Raw genomic sequence first — 20,290 nt, 5'->3', positions numbered from 1 at the left:
AGCCGGACGGGCCGACGTGAAAAAGGATATGCGGCTCAAGCCGCGCGGGCCACCTGGTGGCCGGGCGCGAATTCAACCAGGGGAATGATGGCGGGTTCGTCGCCGACGCGCCGCACCGGGCTGGGAATCTCGCCTTCGATCAGCGAGGTGTCGATGTGGCGGCCGGGCTCGGCCACCGGCACGGCGGCCAGCAGCTTCTTCGTGTACGCGTGTTGCGGCGATTCGAAAATCTGGCGGCGGGTGCCGAGTTCGACGATCTGGCCCAGGTACAGGACCGCGACGCGGTGGCTGACTTTCTCCACCACCGCCATGTCGTGCGTGATGAACAGATAGGACAGGCCGCGGTCCTTTTGCAGGTCCATCAGCAGGTTCAGGATCTGCGCCTGGATCGACACGTCCAGCGCCGACACGGATTCGTCCGCAATGATCAGTTTGGGATTGCTGGCCAGTGCGCGCGCAATGCAAACGCGCTGGCGCTGCCCGCCCGAAAATTCATGCGGGTAGCGCTTGGCGTGTTCGGGCTTCAGGCCGACCTGCTCCAGCAGTTCGCCGATGCGGCGGGCAATGGCGTCTTCGCTGGTCAACAGGCCGTGCGTGCGGATCGGTTCCGCGATGCTGAACGCCACCGTCTTGCGCGGATCCAGCGAGGCGTAGGGATCCTGGAAGATGTACTGGATCTCCTGGCGCAGGCGTTGGCGGCCGGCGCTGTCCATCGAAAAGATGTCCTGGCCGTTGTAGCGCACGGCGCCCGAGGTCGGCGCCACCAGCTGCTGCAAGGTCTTGCCGATGGTGGACTTGCCGCTGCCGGACTCGCCCACCAGCGCCAGCGTTTCGCCAGGGTAGACGTCGAAGCTCACTTCCTCGACGGCGTGCACGCGGTGCGTGACCCGGCCGAAGAAGTTGTGGCCCACGTCGAAGCGGGTGGTCAGTTTTTCCACGCGCAGCACGGGCTCGTCGTAGCGCGCGGTGTCCTGCTCGCGCGTCTCGCCCACTTCGCGCAGCGTGTCGCCTTCCAGCACGGTCTGCGGCGTGCGCAGCGGCAGGTCGCGGCCCGTCAGGCTGCCCAGGCGCGGCACCGCCGCCAGCAACGCGCGGGTGTAGGGATGCTTGGGCGTGTTGAAGATCTCGTCCACGGTGCCTTGCTCGACCTTCTTGCCGCGCAGCATCACCACCACGTCGTCGGCCATTTCCGCGACCACGCCCATGTCATGGGTGATGAAGATCACTGCGGTGCCCAGGTCGCGCTGCAGTTCGCGGACGGTGTTCAGGATCTGCGCCTGGATGGTGACGTCCAGGGCCGTGGTCGGCTCGTCGGCGATCAGCAGGCGCGGCTGGCACGACAGCGCCATCGCGATCATCACGCGCTGGCGCATGCCGCCCGACAGCTGGTGCGGGTAGCGGTCCAGCATCTGTTCGGCGTCCGGCAGGCGCACCTTCTCCAGCAGTTTGCGCGCCGCCTGGCGCGCGGCCGAGCGCGACAGCTGCTGGTGCAGCATGATGGCCTCGACGATCTGGTCGCCGACGGTGAACACCGGGTTCAGCGAAGTCATCGGCTCCTGGAAGATCATCGCGATGTCGTTGCCGCGGATGGCGCGCATGTCTTCGTCGGAAGCCGCAGTCAGGTCGATCTCGCGGTCGGCGCTGTCGCGGAACAGGATCTGTCCCGTGGCGATGCGCCCGTTGGTGTAGTCCGTCAGGCGCATGATGGCCATGGACGTGACCGACTTGCCCGAGCCCGATTCGCCGACGATGGCCAGCGTCCTGCCGGGGCGCACCTCGAAATCCAGGTTGTCGACGGCGCGGAACACGCCGTTTTCGGTATTGAAGTCGACCGACACGCCGCGCACGGACAGCAGCGGGGCGGAAGTAGATGCGGTGGTGCTAGACAACTTGGATTCTCACAGGGAGGTGGCGGCGCGGGCGGCCTGGTCGTACAGGCCCGAGAGGGCGCGCAGAGTGTTGGCCAGCTGATGGCTGGCGTCGTCCGCCGCGGGGGAGTCGATGAAGGGTTTGACGAGGCATTGCTCGCGCACTTCGGCGTAGCGCTGGATGGCGGCCGCGCCGGCGTCGGTCGCCGTGTAGATCACTTCCTTGCCCGTCTTGGCGCTTTGCACCACGCCCAGGCGCTCGAGTTTCTTCAACGAGTAGTTCACCAGATGGGTGTCCTCGACGTTGAGCGTGAAGCAGATGTCCGCCAGCTTCTTGCCCCGGCCGCGGTGGAACACGTGGTTGAGCACCAGGATGTCCAGCGAGGTCAGCTCGGGCAGTCCCGCACAGGCCATGCAGCGCACCATCCAGCGGTTGAACGCGTGCGAGGCGATGATCAGGCCGAATTCGACTTCGGAAAGCTCGGGGGCTGAAGAGGCCAGATGGGAGGAGGAAACAATGGCGTCCCGGACGGATACAGGCATGGGCTGGGAGGGGAAGGGGACGGATCGGCGATAAAACGTTGGCGAATTATTGACGATTTGTTGATATGCCCGTATCGGGGATAACCCGTGTTCAACCAGCTGGTCCCAGGCTCTACCGCCGGTTTTCAGACTCGCCCTATTTATTCGCTGCACCTCTCCACGTAAAAGATTCCGCAGGCTCGCTTGCTCCGAGTCACTTGCGGTTTGTTTCACATCAAATCGTCCTTGCTGTAGAGATGATAGTTCCGGGGTGCGGAACTATGGTCTTTGTGCGCCAATTTCCTGTCCTTTATCCGCTAAGTTCAACTAAGTACGGTAATTTTTGAATTTATACATTCGGATATCTATTGTTATTAATTGTGTTTTAAGGCAAACTCGAAAAACATTTAGTTTCACACAGCGATAACAAGGAGCGCCGCGCACGTCCGCAGGCGCCATACCGGCATGAATCACTATTGGCGCCTGCGCATGGCCGCGGGCATGTTGGCGGCTGGCTTTTTCCCGGCTGGATCCGGTGCACAGCCGCTGCCCGAAGCAGCGGTGCGCGCCACCGAAATCGAACGTCGCCAAGAACAGGAACTTGGAGCGCAGCGCGCCCGAGCGGCCGAACGGCCGGACGTGCTGTCGCCCGCCGCGCCCACCGCCGGCGGCCTGGTCCTGCCGGTCGAAACGCCTTGCTTCGCCCTGAAGGAAGTCGTCTGGGACGGAGCGCAGCCCGCTGAATCGCTGGCGCGCGCAGCCGATGCCGTCGTTGGCCATTGCGTGGGCGGCCTGGGGTTGCGGGCCTTGCAGGAACATCTGATCGGCCTGCTGATCGATCGCGGACTCGTCACGGCGCGGGTGGTCGTGCCGGAACAATCCCTGGCCGCGGGCACGCTGACGCTGCGCTACCTGCCGGGCCGCATATCCGCCGTCAAGGGCGAGGGCGCCATCGGCTGGTGGCGCACGGCCTTGCCCACGGGGCCGGGCGGCGAAGTGAACCAGCGCGACCTGGACCAGGCGCTGGAAAACATTCGCAGGCTGGGCAGCCAGGCCGATGCGTCCATCGACGTCGCGCCCGGGCCGGAGCTGGGCGATTCCGACATCCTCATCCGTCCCGGCACCGGCAAGCGCTGGCATGGATACATCGGCGGCGACAACGCCGGCATGGACGCCATCGGCAAGTACCAGGTCAACGCCGGCCTGACCCTGGACTCGCCCCTGTTCCTGTACGACCAGCTGTCGGTGTCGTGGAACAGCAATGCGCGCTGGCGTGACGCCGAGTCGAACACGCGCGCCGCCTCGCTGAACTACAGCATTCCCTTCGGCTACTGGACCTTCTTTGCCGGCGCCAGCAAATCCACCTACCGCCAGACCGTGGCCGGCTTCGATGAACCCATCATCTACGGCGGCACGACCAAGCAGGTGCAGGCAGGCGTCTCGGTGGTGCCGTATCGCAGCGCCACCTACAAGGGCACGGCATCGCTGACCCTGCTGCGCAAGCGCACCACCAGCACGCTCAACGACGTGGACATCGAGGTGCAGCGGCGCGACGTCACCGGCTACGAGTTCAACCTGGGGCATCGCCACTATCTGGGCCGCGCAGCGCTGGACGTCGGCGGCGGCGTGCGCGGCACGCTGACCGGGCTGTCCGACCAGCCGGGCTACGTCTATGGCGATCCGGATTGGAACGGCCGCAGCACCATACTTTCGGCCAATGCGGGCCTGTATCTGCCGTTCGAACTGGCGGAGCAGCCCTTGGCCTACCAGCTGAATTGGCAGATCCAGCACGCCAAGACGCCCATCGTGCCGTCCGACTACTTCACCATCGGCAACCGCTATGCGGTGCGGGGTTTCGACGGGCAGATGACGCTGGCCGCCGAGGACGGCTGGACCTTGCGCAACGACTTGTCGCTGGGCCTGGACAAGCTGCTGCGCGTGCCCGGCCACCAGTTGTACACGGGCCTGGACGTGGGCCGGGTGGGCGGTCCGTCGGCGGCGTCGCTATCCGGCCGCACGCTGGTCGGCGCCGTGGCCGGGCTGCGTGGACGGCTCGCCATGCCCTATGTCAATGCCAGCTATGACCTGTCTGCCGGCTGGCCGCTGAAAAAGCCCGAGTCCCTGAAAACCGCTTCGACCATGTTCGCGGCGGTGCTGATGTTCGAGTTCTGATCCGGCGGCCTTGCGCCGCGAAACCGCAGTCCATCCTTAGTCCAACCGGATACGCATGATGTCCAAGCTTCGCTCCCTGATAGTCTGGTCCGTCGTCTTCACCCAGGTCTGGTCGCCAGTATTGGCGCAGACCTTGCCGATTTCGGTGGACAAGAGCGTGGCGGGAGCGAAGCCCTCCGTCGGCGTCAGCAACGGCGTGCCGGTCATCAACATCGCGCCGCCGTCGGCGGGCGGCGTGTCCAACAACCGCTACACGCAGTTCAACGTCGGCCCGTCCGGCGCGGTGCTCAACAACAGCGGCGGCGCCAGCCAGACCCAACTGGCGGGGCAGGTCGGCGGCAACCCCATGCTGGGCAATCAGCGCGCCAGCACCATTCTCAACCAGGTCACCGCGCCCAACCCGTCGCAACTGCTGGGCACCTTGGAAGTGGCCGGCAACCGCGCCAATGTGATCGTCGCCAACCCGGCGGGCATTACCTGCAACGGCTGCGGCTTTCTGAATGCGGACCGCGCCACCTTGACCACGGGCAAGCCCCAGGTCGGACCGGACGGCAGCATCGGCTTCGATATTGCTTCGGGCAAGATCCGCGTCGAAGGCGCCGGCTTGAACGGCGCCAACCTCAGCCAGGTGGACCTGCTGGCGCGCACGCTGGAGATCAACGCGGACGTGTGGGCCGACAAGCTCAACGTGACCGCAGGCGCGGCGCGCGTCGACTATGCCACGGGAGCCGTGTCCGCCCAGGCGGGCGAAGGCGCGGCGCCGGAGGTGGCGCTGGATACCGCGGCGCTGGGCGGCATGTATGCCAATAGCGTGCGCCTGATCGGCACCGAGGCCGGCGTGGGCGTGAACATCGGCGGCAACCTGGTGGCGCTGACCGGCGACCTGCAGGTCACGGCGGCGGGCGACGTCCGTATTGCGCCGCGCGGCACCGCGCAGGCGGCCGGCAATCTGCGCGTGGACAGCGGCGGCGATCTGTCTGTCCAAGGCGCGGCACAGGCCGGCGGGACTGCCGCGCTTGCGGCTACGCGCGACGTTTCCGTGCAGGGCGCGGTCGGCGCCGGTGGCGCCTTGACGCTCGATGCTGGCGGCGATGTGGCTGTCGGCGCGCAGGGCAGCCTGCGCACGCAAGGCGTCTTGCGCGTGGCGGCGGGCAAGGATCTCTCCTTGTCGGGAGGCTTGCTGACTTCGGATCAGGACTTGCGTGCGCAAGCCGGACGCAATCTGAAGGTAGCGGGCCAGGCGGTCGCGCCGCAGCCGGGGCAAGGCGGGAACACGGGTGGCGGGACCGGCGGGGGGGCGGGAACCGACAATGGTTCGGGCTCCGGCGCCGGATCGGGAACTGGATCTGGATCGGCCACCGGCGGCGAGCCCGGCAAGACTCCCGACCCGGCCGCGCCGGGCGAGCCGAGCGGCGGCGTTTCCACGGCGGGTGGCGTGGTTTCCGCGAAGGAAGGCGTCACGCTGCAGGCGGGACGCGACATGCTGTTGTCGCGCCAGGTTTATGCGTCCGGCGTGTTGCAGGCGCAGGCGGGCGCGGACGCGGTGTCGGAGGCCGGCGCGCAGCTGCAGTCGGCAGGCGGCATGACGATACGCGCGGGTTCGGGCGTCTCGCTGGCCGGCGCGGCCCTGACCGATGGCGCGATGCTGGTCGAATCCACGCGCGACCTGCGCCTGGACGGCAGCGCGCTGGCTTATGGAGGTGCGCTGGATCTGAAGAGCGGCGGCGATCTGCGCATGGGCGCGGCCAGCAAGGCGCAGGGCAAGCGTGTGGGAATCGATGCGGCGCGCGATCTGCGAGCCGATGGCGAACTGGTGTCGGAGACGGCAGCTGAACTGAAGGCCGGACGCGAAGCCGCGGTGGACGCCCGGGTGTTGGCGCGCGGCGATCTGGACCTGAACGCGCAAGGCGCCACGGCCGTCACCGGACAGGTGGAAGCGCTGGGCCGCGCGCGGCTGCAGTCCGGAGCAGGCATTTCGCTTGCGGGTAGCCTGAGCGGCAATCAGGGCGTGGACATGCGCGCGGCGGGCCCGCTCGCCATCAGCGGCGCGGTGGGCGCGGCAGCGGGTGAACTGACGCTGGCTTCCGGCGGCGACCTGTCGGTCAGCGGCAGCGCGCAGGCAGGCGGCCCGGTCAGGTTGAGCACGCAGGGCGCGCTGAACGTGGCGGGTACGGTCTCCTCGCTGGCCGGATTGACGGCCCAGGCCGCGCGCGATGCCGCGGTCGACGGCAAGCTGCTGGCTGGCGGTCCGCTGCTGCTGGAAGCGATAGGCCAGATGGCGGCGGGCGCGGACTCGCGTCTGCAATCGGACGGCGCCATGCAGCTGCGTGCTGGCCAGAGCATGCTTCTGGCCGGCGTGGCGGAAACCAATGCCGGCCTGACACTGGGCGCGGGCCGCGACCTGCGCGTGGACGGCGCGGCGCTGGCTTATGGCGGCGTCCTGTCGATGGATGCGGGCCAGGATCTGCGTTTGACCAATGCCAGCCGCACGCAGGGCGAGGGCGTGTCGGCGCGCGCGGGCGGTGACCTGCAGTCGGACGGCGCGATGGCCGCGCGCGGCGATATCGCGTTGACCGCGGGGCGCGATGCGCAGCTCGGCGGCAAGACGGTCGCCACCAACGATGTGACGCTGGCGGGAGGACGCAACCTGGCCATTGCGCAGGGCGCGCAGCTGGAGGCGGAACGCTCGGCGCAAATCCAGGCTGGGCAGGACGCCACGCTGGCTGGCGCTGTGCGCACCAATCAGGGCATACGCATCGACGCCGCTGGCAAGCTGCGGCTGGACGGAGAAACCTCCTCGGTCGCGGGCGCCATCGATTTGCTCGCGGGCGGCGATCTGTCCGTGGGCGCGCAGGGCAAGGCATACGCGGGCGGCGCGCTCAGCGGCGCAAGCGGCGGCGCGTTGCGCGTGGACGGCGAACTGGCCGGCCAGGGCGCGTTGACTTTCGTATCGGTGGGCGGCGCTACGGTGAACGGCAAGCTGCTGTCCGGCGACGCCCTGTCGCTGCGCGCGGGCACGGACCTGCGCACAAGCCAGGCGGCGCAACTGCAATCGTCCAAGTACATGACGTTGAGCGCGGGCCAGGACGCCAGCCTTGCGGGCGCTGCCTTGAGCGATGGCGGCATCGCGATCAACGCAACACGGGAGCTGCGCGTGGACGGCAGCGCGCTGGCCTACGGCGGCGGCCTGTCGATGAGCGCCGGTCGCGATCTGTGGCTGGGCGACATCAGCAAGACCCAGGGCAAAGGCATCACCGCTCTGGCGGGGCGCGACTTGGGCGCTGGCGGCGAGATGGTGGCGCCGGGTTCCGTGACGCTCACCGCGGGCCGGGACGCGGTCATCGGTTCCAGGCTCAGCGCCGACGGCGGCATAACACTGCGTGCGCAAGACACGGCGCAAGTCACGGGCCAGCTGGAAGCGACCGGCGTGGCCAGCCTGCAAGCCGGCGGCGACATGACGTTGTCGGGCGGCGTGCTCAGCAACCAGGGCACGGAACTGCGTGCTGGGGGCGCGCTGGGCGTCAGCGGCACGGCGGGTGCAGCGCAGGGCGCATTGACCCTGGCCTCGGACGGCGACATGACGGTGGGCGGCAGCGCCCAATCCGGCGGTCCCTTGTCCATGGTCGCGAAGGGCGCGCTGAACGTGGCGGGCACGGTGTCCTCGCTGTCCGGTTTGACGGCTCGGGCCGCCGGCGACGCGACGGTCAATGGCAAGCTGCTGGCCGGCGGTCCGCTGCTGCTGGAAACGCTGGGCCGGTTGGTGGCAGGCGCGGATGCGCGCTTGCAATCGGAAGACGCCATGCAGTTGCGCGCGGGCCAGGATCTGGTCCTGGCAGGCGAGGCGGAAGCCAACAAGAGTCTGACGTTGGACGCCGCGCGCGAGATGCGCGTGGATGGTGCGGCATTGGCCTACGGCGGCCAACTGTCGATGGACGCTGGCAATGATCTGCGCTTGGGCGACGCCAGCCGCACGCAGGGCGAGGGCGTAGCCGCGCGCGCCGGCGGCGATCTGCTGGCAGAGGGAACCATGGCTTCGCGCGGCGATATCGCACTGGTCGCGGGCCGCGATGCCAGCCTCGGCGGCAAGACCGTGTCCGCAGGCGACCTGAAGCTGGATGGCGGGCGCAATCTGGCCATCGCCCAAGCCGCGCAACTGGACGCGGAAGGCAAGGCGCAACTCAAGGCGGGGCAGGATGCGATGCTGGCGGGTGCCGTGCGCAGCAACTTGGGCAACCGCATCGAGGCAGCCGGTGCGCTGCGCTTGGACGGTACGACTTCCGCGGTATCGGGCGCAATCGAGCTGCTCGCCGGCGGCGACCTGACGGTGGGCAGCGCCGGCAAGGCGCTGGCGGGCGGCGCGCTGCGCGGCGAGAGCGGCGGCGCGTTGTCGGTCGCGGGCGAACTGGCCGGCCAGGGCGCGTTGACTTTCGTATCGGTGGACGGCGCTACGGTGGACGGCAAGCTGCTGTCCGGCGACGCCTTGTCGCTGCGGGCAGGCAAGGACCTGCGCACGGGACAGGCCGCGCAACTGCAATCGTCCAAGAACATGACGCTGAGCGCGGGCCAGGACGCCAGCCTCGCGGGCGCTGCCCTGAGTGATGGCGGCATCGCAATCGACGCAACACGCGAGTTGCGCGTGGACGGCAGCGCGCTGGCCTACGGCGGCGGCTTGTCCGTGAACGCCGGCAGCGATCTGCTGCTGGGCGCGGCCAGCAAGACGCAGGGCAAGGGCGTCACGGCCCAAGCCGGGCGTGACCTCAGCACCGCCGGCGAAATGGTGGCCGCGGGATCGGCCGCCCTCACGGCGGGCCGCGACGCGGTGTTCGGCGCCAAGCTCGGCGCCGACGGCGACCTGACGCTGCGCGCGCAGGAGTCGGCGAAGATTACGGGCGAACTGCAAACGACGGGCGCTGCAAGCCTGCAAGCCGGCGGCGACGTGGCGTTGTCGGGCAGCCTGCTCAGCAACCAGGGCACGGAACTGCGGGCGGGAGGCGCGCTGGACCTCAGCGGCACGGCCGGCGCGGCTTCGGGCGCATTGACCTTGGCCTCGGACGGCGACATGACGGTCGGCGGCAGCGCTCAATCCGGTGGTCCTTTGTCCATGGTCGCGAAGGGCGCGCTGAACGTGGCGGGCACAGTGTCCTCGCTAGCCGGTTTGACGGCGCAAGCAGGAACCGATGCAACGGTCACGGGCAAGCTGCTGGCCGGCGGCCCGCTGCTGCTGGAGGCGATAGGACGGTTGCAGGCCGGCGCGGATGCGCGCCTGCAATCGGAAGGCGCCATGACCTTGCGCGCGGGCCAGGATCTGGTGCTCGCCGGAGAGGCGGAAACCAACAAGGGCCTGACGCTGGATGCCGGGCGCGACGTAAAGGTGGACGGCGCGGCGCTGGCCTACGGCGGCCAACTGGCCATGAACGCGGGCAAGGACCTCCGCTTGGGCGACGCCAGCCGCACGCAGGGCGTGGGCGTGGAGGCGCGCGCCATGGGCGATCTGCTGGCGGGCGGCGTGATGGCCGCGCGTGGCGACATCCTCTTGAGCGCGGGACGCGATGCGCGCATCGATAGCAAGGCTGCAGCCACCGGCAACACGTCGCTGATTGCAGTGCGTGACCTTGCCATGGGCAAGACGGCGCAATGGGACGCCGAAGGCGCGTCGCGCGCCCAGGCCGGCCAGGACATGACGCTGGCCGGCGTCTGGCGCGGCAACGGCGACATGAACATCGATGCCGCGGGCAAGCTGTCCGTGGACGGGACGCTTGCCGCCAGCGCCGGCGGCCTGAGCTTGAACGCCGGCGGCGACCTGTCGATGGGCGAGCTGGCGCGGGTCGCGGCCAAGGGCGCGGTCAACGTCACGACGCTGGGCGATCTCCGCGTGGCGGGCGCGCTCAGTTCGCTGGACGCCCTGACGCTACAGGCCGCGCGCAACGCGGCAGTGGCGGGACAGGTCTACGCGGCACGCGGCCTGGACCTGAAGGCGGGCCAGACGCTGACGGCGGCGGGCGGCTCGCACCTGCAATCCGACGCATCGATGACGCTTGCGGCCGGGCAGGATCTGAACCTCGCCGGCACGGCGCTGGCCGAAGGCGGCATGTCGCTGGACGCGTCGCGCGACCTGCGCGTGGACGGCAATGCGCTCGCCTATGGCGGGGCGCTGCAGCTCAAGAGCGGCAATGACCTGCTGCTGGGCGCGGGTAGCCAACTGCAAGGCAAGGGCGTGCAGGCTGACGCCGGGCGCGACCTGGCGCTGGGCGGCGTTCTGGTGTCCACCGCGGACGCGGAACTCCAGGCGGTGCGCGATGCGCGCGTGGACGGCAAGCTGGGCGCCGACGGCGCGCTGGATCTCGGCGCAGGGGGCAATCTGCGCATCGGCGCGGCGGCGCAACTGGACGCCGCGGACCAGGCGCGGATCGCGGCTGCGGGCAATCTGGAGATGGCCGGCGTCGTGCGTGGCGACAAGGGGGCAAGCCTGGACGCCGGGGGGCGACTGGATATGTCCGGCACGGCGGCATCCGCCAACGGCGCCCTGAATCTGAAAGCGGGTGAAGACCTGGTCTTGACGGCCGGCAGCCGGGCGCTGTCCGGCGGCGCGCTGCAAGCGCGGGCGGGCGGTTCGCTGACGGCGGCAGGTACGATTTCCTCGCTGGCCGATCTGATCCTGGAGTCGGTTGGCAACATCAGCCTCGACGGCCAGAACCTGGCGGCCGGCAATCTGGCGCTACAGGCCGGCGGCGCGCTGGCCACCGGCGCGAACGCGCGCCTGCAGGCCGATGGCTCGGTCGATGTGCAAGCCGACAGCGCCGCCTTGGCGGGCACGCTGGTGGCCGGGCAAGCGGCGACGCTGCGGATCGACAAGGATCTGGCGGTGGACGGCACGGTCCTGGCCGATGCGGGCGCGCTCAAGGTGGACAGCGGCGGCGCCATGACGCTGGGCGCCTCAAGCGCGCTGCAAGCAGGCGGACTGCTGCAAGCACAGGCCGGCGGCAAGCTGCTGGCAAACGGCACGATTTCGGGCGAGCAGGACATCACGCTGAAGGCAGGCGCGGACGCCGAGCTGAACGGCAAGACCGTCGCCAACGGCACGCTGCGCGCGGACGCGGCCGGGAACCTGAGCATCGGCCAGGCCGGCCTGGCCCAGGGCAGCAGCAAGCTGCTGCTGGGCGCGGGCCAGGACTTGCGCATCGCAGGCACGGCGGGCACCGCCACGGGCGCGGGCGCCGCGGGCGGCGTCTTGCAGGCGCAGGCGGGCCGCGACCTCTTCATCACGGGCACGGCGACCGCCGGTTCCCCCATCGTCCTGGGCGCGCAGCGCGACATCCGCATCGACGGCATCGCCACCGCGCTGGAAGGCGGCCTGACCGCTGACGCAGGCGCGAACCTGCTCGTCGGCGCGGGCGGCAGGATGCAGGCCTTCGACGGCCTGAGCGCGCGCGCGGGCGGCAACCTGGAGTCAGACGGCGTCATTGCCGCGGGCGGCGGCCTGACGCTCGCCGCAACTGGAGACGTCCTGTTGGGCGGCCTTGCTGCCGCCCTGGGCGAACGCGCGGCGGGCAATGCCTCGATCACGGCGGGACGCGATCTCGTCGTCAAACAGAACGGCCAACTGCAAGCCGCTGGCACGCTGACTGCCCGCGCGGATCGTGACCTGTACGCAACGGGCGCCCTGAGTTCGGTGGGCGACATGCTGCTGGCTGCCGCTCGCGACGCGCGAGTGGACGGCACTGCCGCCACCGATGCCAATCTGACGCTGACGGGCCGCGACGTGACCGTCGGTGCGGCCGGGCTGACGCAGGCCGGCCGCACGTTGAACGCCACCGCGCAAGGCGCGCTGCAGGCGGCCGGGCGCATGCTGGCCGGTGGCTCGCAGGCCTTGACAGCGGGCGACAAGATCTCGGTCGATGGCACGGTGGCCGCCTTGCAAGGCAACTTGTCGCTCACCGCGCAGCGCGGCGATATCGCATTAGGCGCGGCGTCGCGCTTGCAGGCAGGGGGCGCGCTGACCGCGCAGGCGGGGGGCGCGCTTACCGCGCTCGGCTCGGCCGCCGCGGAACAAGGCATGACCTTGCGGGCCGGCACCGACGCGACGCTGGGCGGCATCGCCGCCACGCAGGCCGGCGACCTGGTCGCCAGCGCCGGCGGCAAACTCACCATCCTGGCGGACGGCCGCTTGCAGTCCGGCGCGGCGCTGGACCTTAGCGCGGGCGGCGCGCTGCTCAACGCGGGCATCGCGTCCGCGGGTACGAATGCCAAGCTGTGGGCGGGATCCACGCTGGACAACACCGGTTCGGTGCTGGCCGGCGGCGATCTCATCGCCACCGCCTTGGGCCAGCTTTCCAACGCCGGCCGCTTCGTGGCCGGCGTGGGCGCCGACGGCTCGCTCAGCCAGCCGGGCAGCATCAGATTGACCGGGGGCTCCATCGTTCATGGCGGCACCAGCCTCGCGGGCCGCGATCTGAGCCTGTCAGCGGGCAGCTTGAACCTGGCGGGCGGCAAGCTGTCCGCCATCGGCAAGGTCACGCTGGCCACGCCGGGCGATGTCGACAGCCGCAACGCGGTCGTGCAGGGCGGCGCTCTGGATATCGCCGCCGCCAATCTCTACAACCAGGGCGGCAAACTGACGTCCACGGGCGATGCCGCGATCAAACTGGGCGGCGCCTTGAACAACACCGGCGGGGTGATCGCCGCCGCAGGCGATGCGCGCATCGAAGCCGCAAGCATCGTCAACCGCGACGGCACGCTGGCCGCGCGCGACCTGACCATCACCGCCACGGGCGCGGTGGACAACCGCGGCGGCCTGATCCAGGCCGACAACGTGCTGACCTTGAAGGCCGCCAGCCTGGACAACAGCGGCACGCTGAACGCGGCCGGCACGCCGCCCAAGGGCGTTCTGGGCAAGGTCGTCTCCATCGTGGCCGACCGCGTCAACAACCAGGGAGGCTCCATCGAGGCGATCGAGGACCTGGGCCTCACCACCAAGGAACTGGACAACACGGGCGGCGCCGTCGCTTCCCAAGGCAACGCGCGCATCGTCGCGGACACGCTCAAGAACACCCAAGGCACGCTGCAGGCGGGCAAGAGCCTGACCGTCATCGCGCAGGCGCTGCAAGGGCTGGGGGTGCTGCAATCCGCGGGTGACCTGTCGTTCGCCTATGCCGGTCCGCTGAACCAGGAGGGCGACATCTCCAGCGGCCGCGATCTCAATCTGTCGGTCGGCGGCGCGATGGACAACCGCGCCAAGATCAGCGCCGGCCGCGACCTGAGCATCACGGCGGATTCGCTGAACAACCAGGCCTCCGGCCAATTGCTGGCCGCCGGCCAGAACCGCATCACGGTGACGCAGGGCCTGACCAACGCCGGCCTCATCGACGGCGGTTCGACTCGCATCACCGCGGGCCGCGTCGACAACACCGGCCGCATCTACGGCGATGCCGTGTCGATCCAGGCTGGCACGCTGGTCAACGGCGCGGGCGCAGGCGGCGGCGCCGTCATTGCGTCGCGCGGGAACATGGACCTGGGCGTGGGATCGCTCATCAACCGCGACCACGCGCTGATCTACGCGGGCGCCGACCTGCGCATCGGCGGCGCGCTGGATGCCGCCGGCCGTGCCATCGGCCAGGCCGGCTCGCTCCTGAACGCCTCCGCGACCATTGAAGCGGCCGGCAATGCCAACATCTCGGCCGCGTCCATCCGCAACCAGAACGACCGCTACACCAACGAAACAGTGCAGGTGTCCAGCACGTCCAAGGTGTACTTCACCCCGGCCGGCACCACCGACATGTACGACGCCGAGACCAATTGGCTGTGCGACGAAGTGACGCCTATGTGCAGCAAGGATCCGGCGTGGCTGGACGATGATCCGGAACGCATGTTCCTGCTGCCGTCGACCAAGTATCCGGCGTCGCGTTATGGGCCGCCGTTTGATTACGCGCCTAGTCTGAAAGGCAAGGGCGGCACGACTTCGCCCATCACTCCTACCTACACGCCGGTCACCATGGTGTGTGACGGTCCCGGCGGCGATGCGGGTGCGACCTGCTCGGACGTTCCGGAAAAATTCCGGTACGGCGCCCAGGAGCGCATCTGGTCCGTCTTCGGCGTGACGCCGCCGTCCGGCCCCATGCCGGTCTGGACGGAGCCTGAGCGGGCCTGCTACAACCGCGCCACCTGCGACGCCGAGAAAGCGCGTCGCCAGGCCTACGAAGAAGCCTATGCTGCGTACAAGGCGCCGCACATGGTGCTGGATGCGCGCATCCGGGAATTCAACGCCGACTTCAATAGTCGCCTGGTCGGCACGTTCGTGTACTACCGGGTGCAGGAGACCGTCACCGAGACCCGCACCCTGTCCTCCGATCCCGGCAAAATCCTGTCGGGCGGGTCCATGACGCTCACCGGCGACGTCACCAACGATAAGAGCCAGATCGCCGCGGGCGGCGCGCTCACAGTGGCGGGCCCTGCCATCAACAACATCGGCGCGGGCGGCGTGCGCACCATCACGCGGACCGGGACCATGACGGAAACCCAGGCGCGTTCGCGCGACCGCAAGGAGTATTCCAGCGCTTACAACGCCACCCTGGCCGGCCAGCCCATCGAACTGCCAGTCGGCACGTCCGGCGGCAACGTCGCTGTCCAGCTCAACGGCTCCAAGCCCGGCGCCAGCAATGGCGGCGCCGCGCCCGGGCCGGTGCTTGTCGCCAGCGTCGGCCTGCCCGGCGGCACGGTGGTGCGCACCGTCTCCAATCCTGCCGGCATTCCGGACAGCCAGCTTTACACCGTCAACGGCAGGCCGGATGCGCCCTACGTCGTCGCGACCGATCCGCGCTTCGTCGGCCAGCGTCCGACCGTCTCCAGCGACTACCTGCTGGACCTGCTGAGCCAGCCGGGCGCGCTGCCCGGCACCACCATCGGCAACGGCGCCGGCTCGGGCGGCGGCCTGGCAGGCCAACGCAACGACCAGCCCGGCACGGCCGGCACGGTCAATGCCGGCGTGGGCGCAGGCTCGGTCTCGACCCCGGGGCAAGGCGGCACGTCCGTGGGCGCCAGCAGCGGCCTTGAAGGGCAGCGTATGGACGGCCAAGGCGGCTCCGGACCCGTCAACGCGGGCGTCGGCGCGGGTTCGGTCTCGCATGCGGGCCAAGCCGGCGCCACCGTCGGCGCCAGCAGCGGCCTGGACGGCCAGCGCCTGGACGCGCAGGGCGCATCGGGACCCGCCGGCGCCACGCTCGGCACGGGCGGTTCTCTGTCCGCCAGCGGCGCCACCGCCGCGGCCGACGGCCAGAACCTGTCTGGCGCGCGCCTGGGCAGCTGGGATTCCCTGGTGCCCGCGGGCGCCAAGTTCCTGACGCCCTCGGGCCAGCCCAAGCGCCTGGGCGACGGTTTCTATGAACAGAAGCTCGTGTCCGACCAGATCCTGGCCACCACTGGCCAACGCTTCCTCGACAAGTACAGCGACAACGACAGCCAGTACAAGGCCCTGCTTGCCGCCGGCGCCCAATTCGCCCGTGACAACGGCGTCCAGCTCGGCGTCGCGCTGACCGAGGCGCAGCAGCGCCAACTGACCACCGACCTGGTCTGGCTGGTCGAACAGACTGTCACGCTGCCCGACGGCACCACCGAGACCGTGCTGGTCCCGCAGGTCTACCTGCTGGTGCGCGAAGGCGACCTGAAGGGCGACGGCACGCTCATGGCCGGCCGCAACGTCAAGCTGGAGGCCGAAGGCGACATCGTCAACAGCGGCACCATCGGCGCGCGCGAAGCCACCGTCATGACCGCCGGCAACATCGTCAACCAGGGCGGCGGCCTGATCCAGGGCGCCACCGTCGACCTCGCCGCGCGCGAGGACCTGACCAACCTGGTGTCGCTGATCAAGGGCGACAACGTCGCCCTGAAGGCGGGACGAGACATCGCCCTGACGTCCACCTCGGCCTCCGAGAACTTCGGCAGCACCTGGGGCACGCACGTCAGCGGCGTGGCCCGCGTCGATGCCGACAACCTCAACATGCAGGCCGGACGCGATATCACCCTGACTGCGGCGCAAGTCTCGGTCAAGGACGATGCACGCCTGCAGGCCGGGCGCGATATCGCGCTGGAAACGCTTACGGAGAGCCATGGCGAAACGCTGGTCTTGAACAAGAACAATCGCCACGACCTGAGCACCAGCTCCGAAGTCGGCTCGACCATCGCGGCGGGCGGCAACCTCACGCTGGTCGCGGGACAGGACGTCAACGCGCGTGCGGCCGAAGTCACCGCCGGCAAGCAGCTGGCGGTGGGCGCGGGACGCGACATCAATCTGGTCGCTGGCGTGGAAACCGGCTCGGCCTACGACGAGGTCCGCTACAAGACCAAGAGCTTCCTGTCGTCCAAGACCACGCACACCATCACCTCCAGCGACTGGGAACAGGCCAAGGGGGCGACCTTTACCGGCGACACGGCGGTGCTGATGGCGGGGCGGGATTTGAATGTGGTGGGGTCGAATGTCGGCGCGCAGAAGGACCTGGTCATGTCCGCTGAACGCGACGTGAACATCCTGCCGGGCCAGAACGCCGAGGACAGCTACAACTACAAGATGGTCAAGAAGTCCGGCTTCGGCGCGATGGGAGGCATCAGTTACGGCAGCAGCAAGCAGACCGACTGGATCGACGGCAAGAAAGTCTTCAACACCGCCAGCACGGTGGGCAGCGTCGAAGGCGATGTGCTGATCAAGGCCGGTGAAGCGCTGAACATCACGGGCAGCAACCTCCTGGCGCGCCAGGGCGACATGACGCTGATCGGCAAGGAGGTGAACATCGCCGCGGCGCTCGATACCACGCGCGAGAAGGAGTTCCATGAGATCAAGCAGACCGGGCTGACGCTCACTGCCAGCAACCCCTTGGTCAGCGCCGTGCAGACCGGCGTCCGTATGGCCGACGCGGCGGGCAAGACGGACAACACCGTCATGAAGGGCCTGGCAGGCGTAACCACCGGCGTCGCGGGCGTCAATGCCTACGACGCCGTCCGCAAGTCCGCCCTGGCCGCCCAAGCGGCGGAGCTGGCCGAGCCCGGTTCAAGCAACAAGATCGACCAAGTGGGCGGTATCAGCATCAAGCTCAGCCTGGGCACGAGCAAGAGCACCAGCACCACCGATCGCAGCTCGTCCAGCGCCTACGGCTCGACCGTTACCGCGGGCAAGGATCTGACCATTGTTGCGCAAGGCGCGGGTAAAGACTCCGACATTACCGTCACGGGCTCGAACGTGTCGGCAGGCAACAATGTGGTGCTCAAGGCCGAAGGCGACGTCGTGCTGCAGGCCGCGCGCAACGCCTTCGAACAGAAGACCGACAGCAAGAGCAGCAGCGGCAGCATCGGCATCGGCTTCTCGACCGGCGGCGAGCGCAACGGCTTCACGCTGGAGCTGGGCGCCTCGGTTGGCCGGGGTTCGGCCAACGGCAAGGACGAAAGCTGGACCAACAGCCACGTCACGGCAGGCAACGTGCTGGCGATCCAGTCGGGCGGGGATACCACGCTCAAGGGCGCGACGGGGGAGGCGGATCGCATCATCGCGTCCGTCGGCGGCAACCTGCTGCTGGAAAGCCTGCAGGACAGCAGTAAGTACGACTCCAAGAACAAGAGCGCCGGCTTCGGGCTGAGCCTGTGCATCCCGCCGTTCTGCGCCGGAGCCAGCAACGCCTGGGCCAACGCCAGCACCGGCAAGATGAATAGCGACTTCAAGTCCGTCATGGAGCAGACGGGCTTGCGGGCAGGCGACGGCGGCTTCCAGATCGATGTCAAGAACAACACCACATTGATCGGCAGCGTCATCGCCAGCAGCGACCGTGCGGTGGCGGAAGGGCTGAACAAACTCGACACCGGCACGCTGATCACGGAGAGCATCAAGAACAGCGCCAAGTACAGCGGCGGCCAGGTCTCGATAGGCGGGGGCTTCGGCTTCGGCGCGTCCAAGGGGGCGGATTCCGGATTGGGGACCACCAAGGACGGCCAGGTGGCAGGCGGCGCCAGCAAGGACCATGCCACGTCCATCGCCACCGGCAGCAACGGCTTCGGCATGAGCACGCCCATCGTCGTGGCCGCCAAGGGCAGCGGCAACTCGACCACGCAAAGCGCCATCAGCGGCGGCACGGTCGTGATCCGCGATGAGGCTGCGCAGCAGGATCTGAGCGGGATGACGGCGGCGGAGACGATCGCGGCGTTGAATCGGGATACCTCGGATACCTTGAATGCGCTGAAGCCGATTTTTGACAAGGAGAAGATCGAGGCGGGGTTTGAGATTGCGTCGGAAGCCCAGCAGCAGGTGGGGCAGTTTTTGACGAATCGGGCGAAGGAGGCGAAGGCGCTGAAAGATGCGCTGGATAACGAGCCCGAAGGTCCGCGCCGGAAACAGCTTGAGCAAGCCTATGCGGACGCCAAGGAGTGGCTGCCTGGCGGTGAGAGCCGTCGTTGGCTGACCGCGATCATGGGTGCCGTGAGTGGCAATGTGACTGGGGCGGCTAGCGAGGTGGTGCAGTCTGTTGCGGCGAACTATCTGCAAGCATTGGGCGCGGGCAAAGTGAAGCAGATTGCGGATGCGTTGGACAGCGAGACGGCCCGGACGGCATTACAAGGGTTGGTGGGTTGCGCTGGGGCCGTTGGTCAAGGAAGCAGTTGTGGTACTGCTGCGGCTGGGGCTGCTGCGAGTGTCGTACTCAACAACATTATCCAGGGTCTCTCTGGCCCGGAGGCTAAGGAGCTGACGGCTGAGCAAAAGGAAGCACGAGTTAACTTGGTCGCCAGCCTCGTCGGGGGCCTTGCAGCAGCCTTGGGTGGAGACAGTGCGGTTGCGACTTTAGCCGCCCAGATCGAGACCGAGAACAACTATCTTGGACAAAAAAATGAGGGGTTCAGGGCGTCCGAACAACGCCAATTCGACGCGGCGGTCGCTTCTTGCAGTTCGGAAAATCCAGATAGCTGCAATCGGGCGCGAGAACTGAGCGGCATGTCAGCACAACGCGACAAAGAGTTGGCAAGCGCTTGCGCAAACGGTGAATACTCCCTGTGCCGTGCTGCAATCCAGCTAGCAACGGCGAGCGGCAATGTCGTGTTCTTCGATCAGCGTGGCGTACCGTTTGCTGTGCCGGCTGATTCCCCTATGATTCAAGCTACGCCCGATCCTCGGGACGGTACGTGGCATTACACCATCGCTGCTGGTGTTGCTGAAGGGCTGGCGATCGACAGTGGTGGCGGGGCGCTGAGCGGGGTGGGATCCGCAATTCGTGGCTTAATTAAACCTGGCGTGGCCGAAATTGCTGTTGCTGCAAAAGCAACTGGCGGGGTGGTAGATCGTGCTACCACTGGGATTGAGTGGGGTAAGGGTATCCAAGGTCAAGGATTACCTTGGGAGGATTACCTTGGGACGCAACTGCCAGCTGGCTCTCGACTACCACCGAATTTCAAGACGTTTGACTTTTTTGATAGAACGACCGGTATTGCGACCAGTGCAAAAACACTTGATACGACCACTGCGGCTAAAATAGCCAATCCAAGTCAGATTTATTCATCGCTAAAAGGAAATATTGATAGCGCTGCAGGGTTTGCTGAGTACAGTTTGAAGGACGTAACAGTATCCTCTAGTCAAATTACTAGGCGTGAATTGCAGGTGGCAGTTCCGAAAGCTACGACGAGTGCTCAGTGGGATCAAATTAATAGAGCTATTGAGTATGGTCAGGGCAAAGGTGTTACGGTAAGAATTACCAGGGTGGATTAAG

The 20,290-nt window shown here is 68.0% G+C and carries 4 protein-coding genes; 2 read left to right on the top strand and 2 right to left on the bottom strand.

The features are described 5' to 3' along the window. Positions 1–35: 35 nt before the first annotated feature. Both IB257_RS08195 and IB257_RS08190 read right to left on the bottom strand, forming a co-directional pair. Complete coding sequence (locus IB257_RS08195) at positions 36–1,889, bottom strand: dipeptide ABC transporter ATP-binding protein (protein ID WP_225588763.1); 1,854 nt, start codon at positions 1,887–1,889, stop codon at positions 36–38. A gap of 9 nt (positions 1,890–1,898) precedes the next feature. Then, entirely contained in the window at positions 1,899–2,411 is a 513-nt protein-coding gene (locus tag IB257_RS08190; RefSeq protein ID WP_035360603.1) for a winged helix DNA-binding protein, read from the bottom strand. Positions 2,412–2,855: 444 nt separating this feature from the next. Between IB257_RS08190 and IB257_RS08185 the strand changes: the two genes are divergently transcribed. Continuing rightward, the gene (locus IB257_RS08185) at positions 2,856–4,562 is read left to right on the top strand and encodes a ShlB/FhaC/HecB family hemolysin secretion/activation protein (RefSeq protein WP_192328651.1); all 1,707 of its coding nucleotides are present in this window, start codon (positions 2,856–2,858) and stop codon (positions 4,560–4,562) included. Between the two features lie 55 nt (positions 4,563–4,617). Further along, a complete protein-coding gene (locus IB257_RS08180) occupies positions 4,618–20,289 on the top strand; it encodes a hemagglutinin repeat-containing protein (RefSeq protein ID WP_192492132.1) in 15,672 nt (5,223 codons plus the stop codon). Position 20,290 lies beyond the last annotated feature (1 nt).

Origin of the sequence: Achromobacter sp. ACM03 (assembly GCF_014851665.1) — a bacterium.
Lineage (GTDB): Bacteria > Pseudomonadota > Gammaproteobacteria > Burkholderiales > Burkholderiaceae_B > Achromobacter > Achromobacter aegrifaciens.
The sequence above is the reverse complement of the archived record's forward strand: the minus strand, read 5'-3'. Positions and strand labels throughout refer to the sequence as shown.

Excerpts from the sequence above, each read along its gene's own strand:
- IB257_RS08185 (WP_192328651.1), top strand. The coding sequence starts at position 2,856 with ATGAATCACTATTGGCGCCTGCGCATGGCCGCGGGCATGTTGGCGGCT.
- IB257_RS08190 (WP_035360603.1), bottom strand. The coding sequence starts at position 2,411 with ATGCCTGTATCCGTCCGGGACGCCATTGTTTCCTCCTCCCATCTGGCC.
- IB257_RS08180 (WP_192492132.1), top strand. The coding sequence starts at position 4,618 with ATGATGTCCAAGCTTCGCTCCCTGATAGTCTGGTCCGTCGTCTTCACC.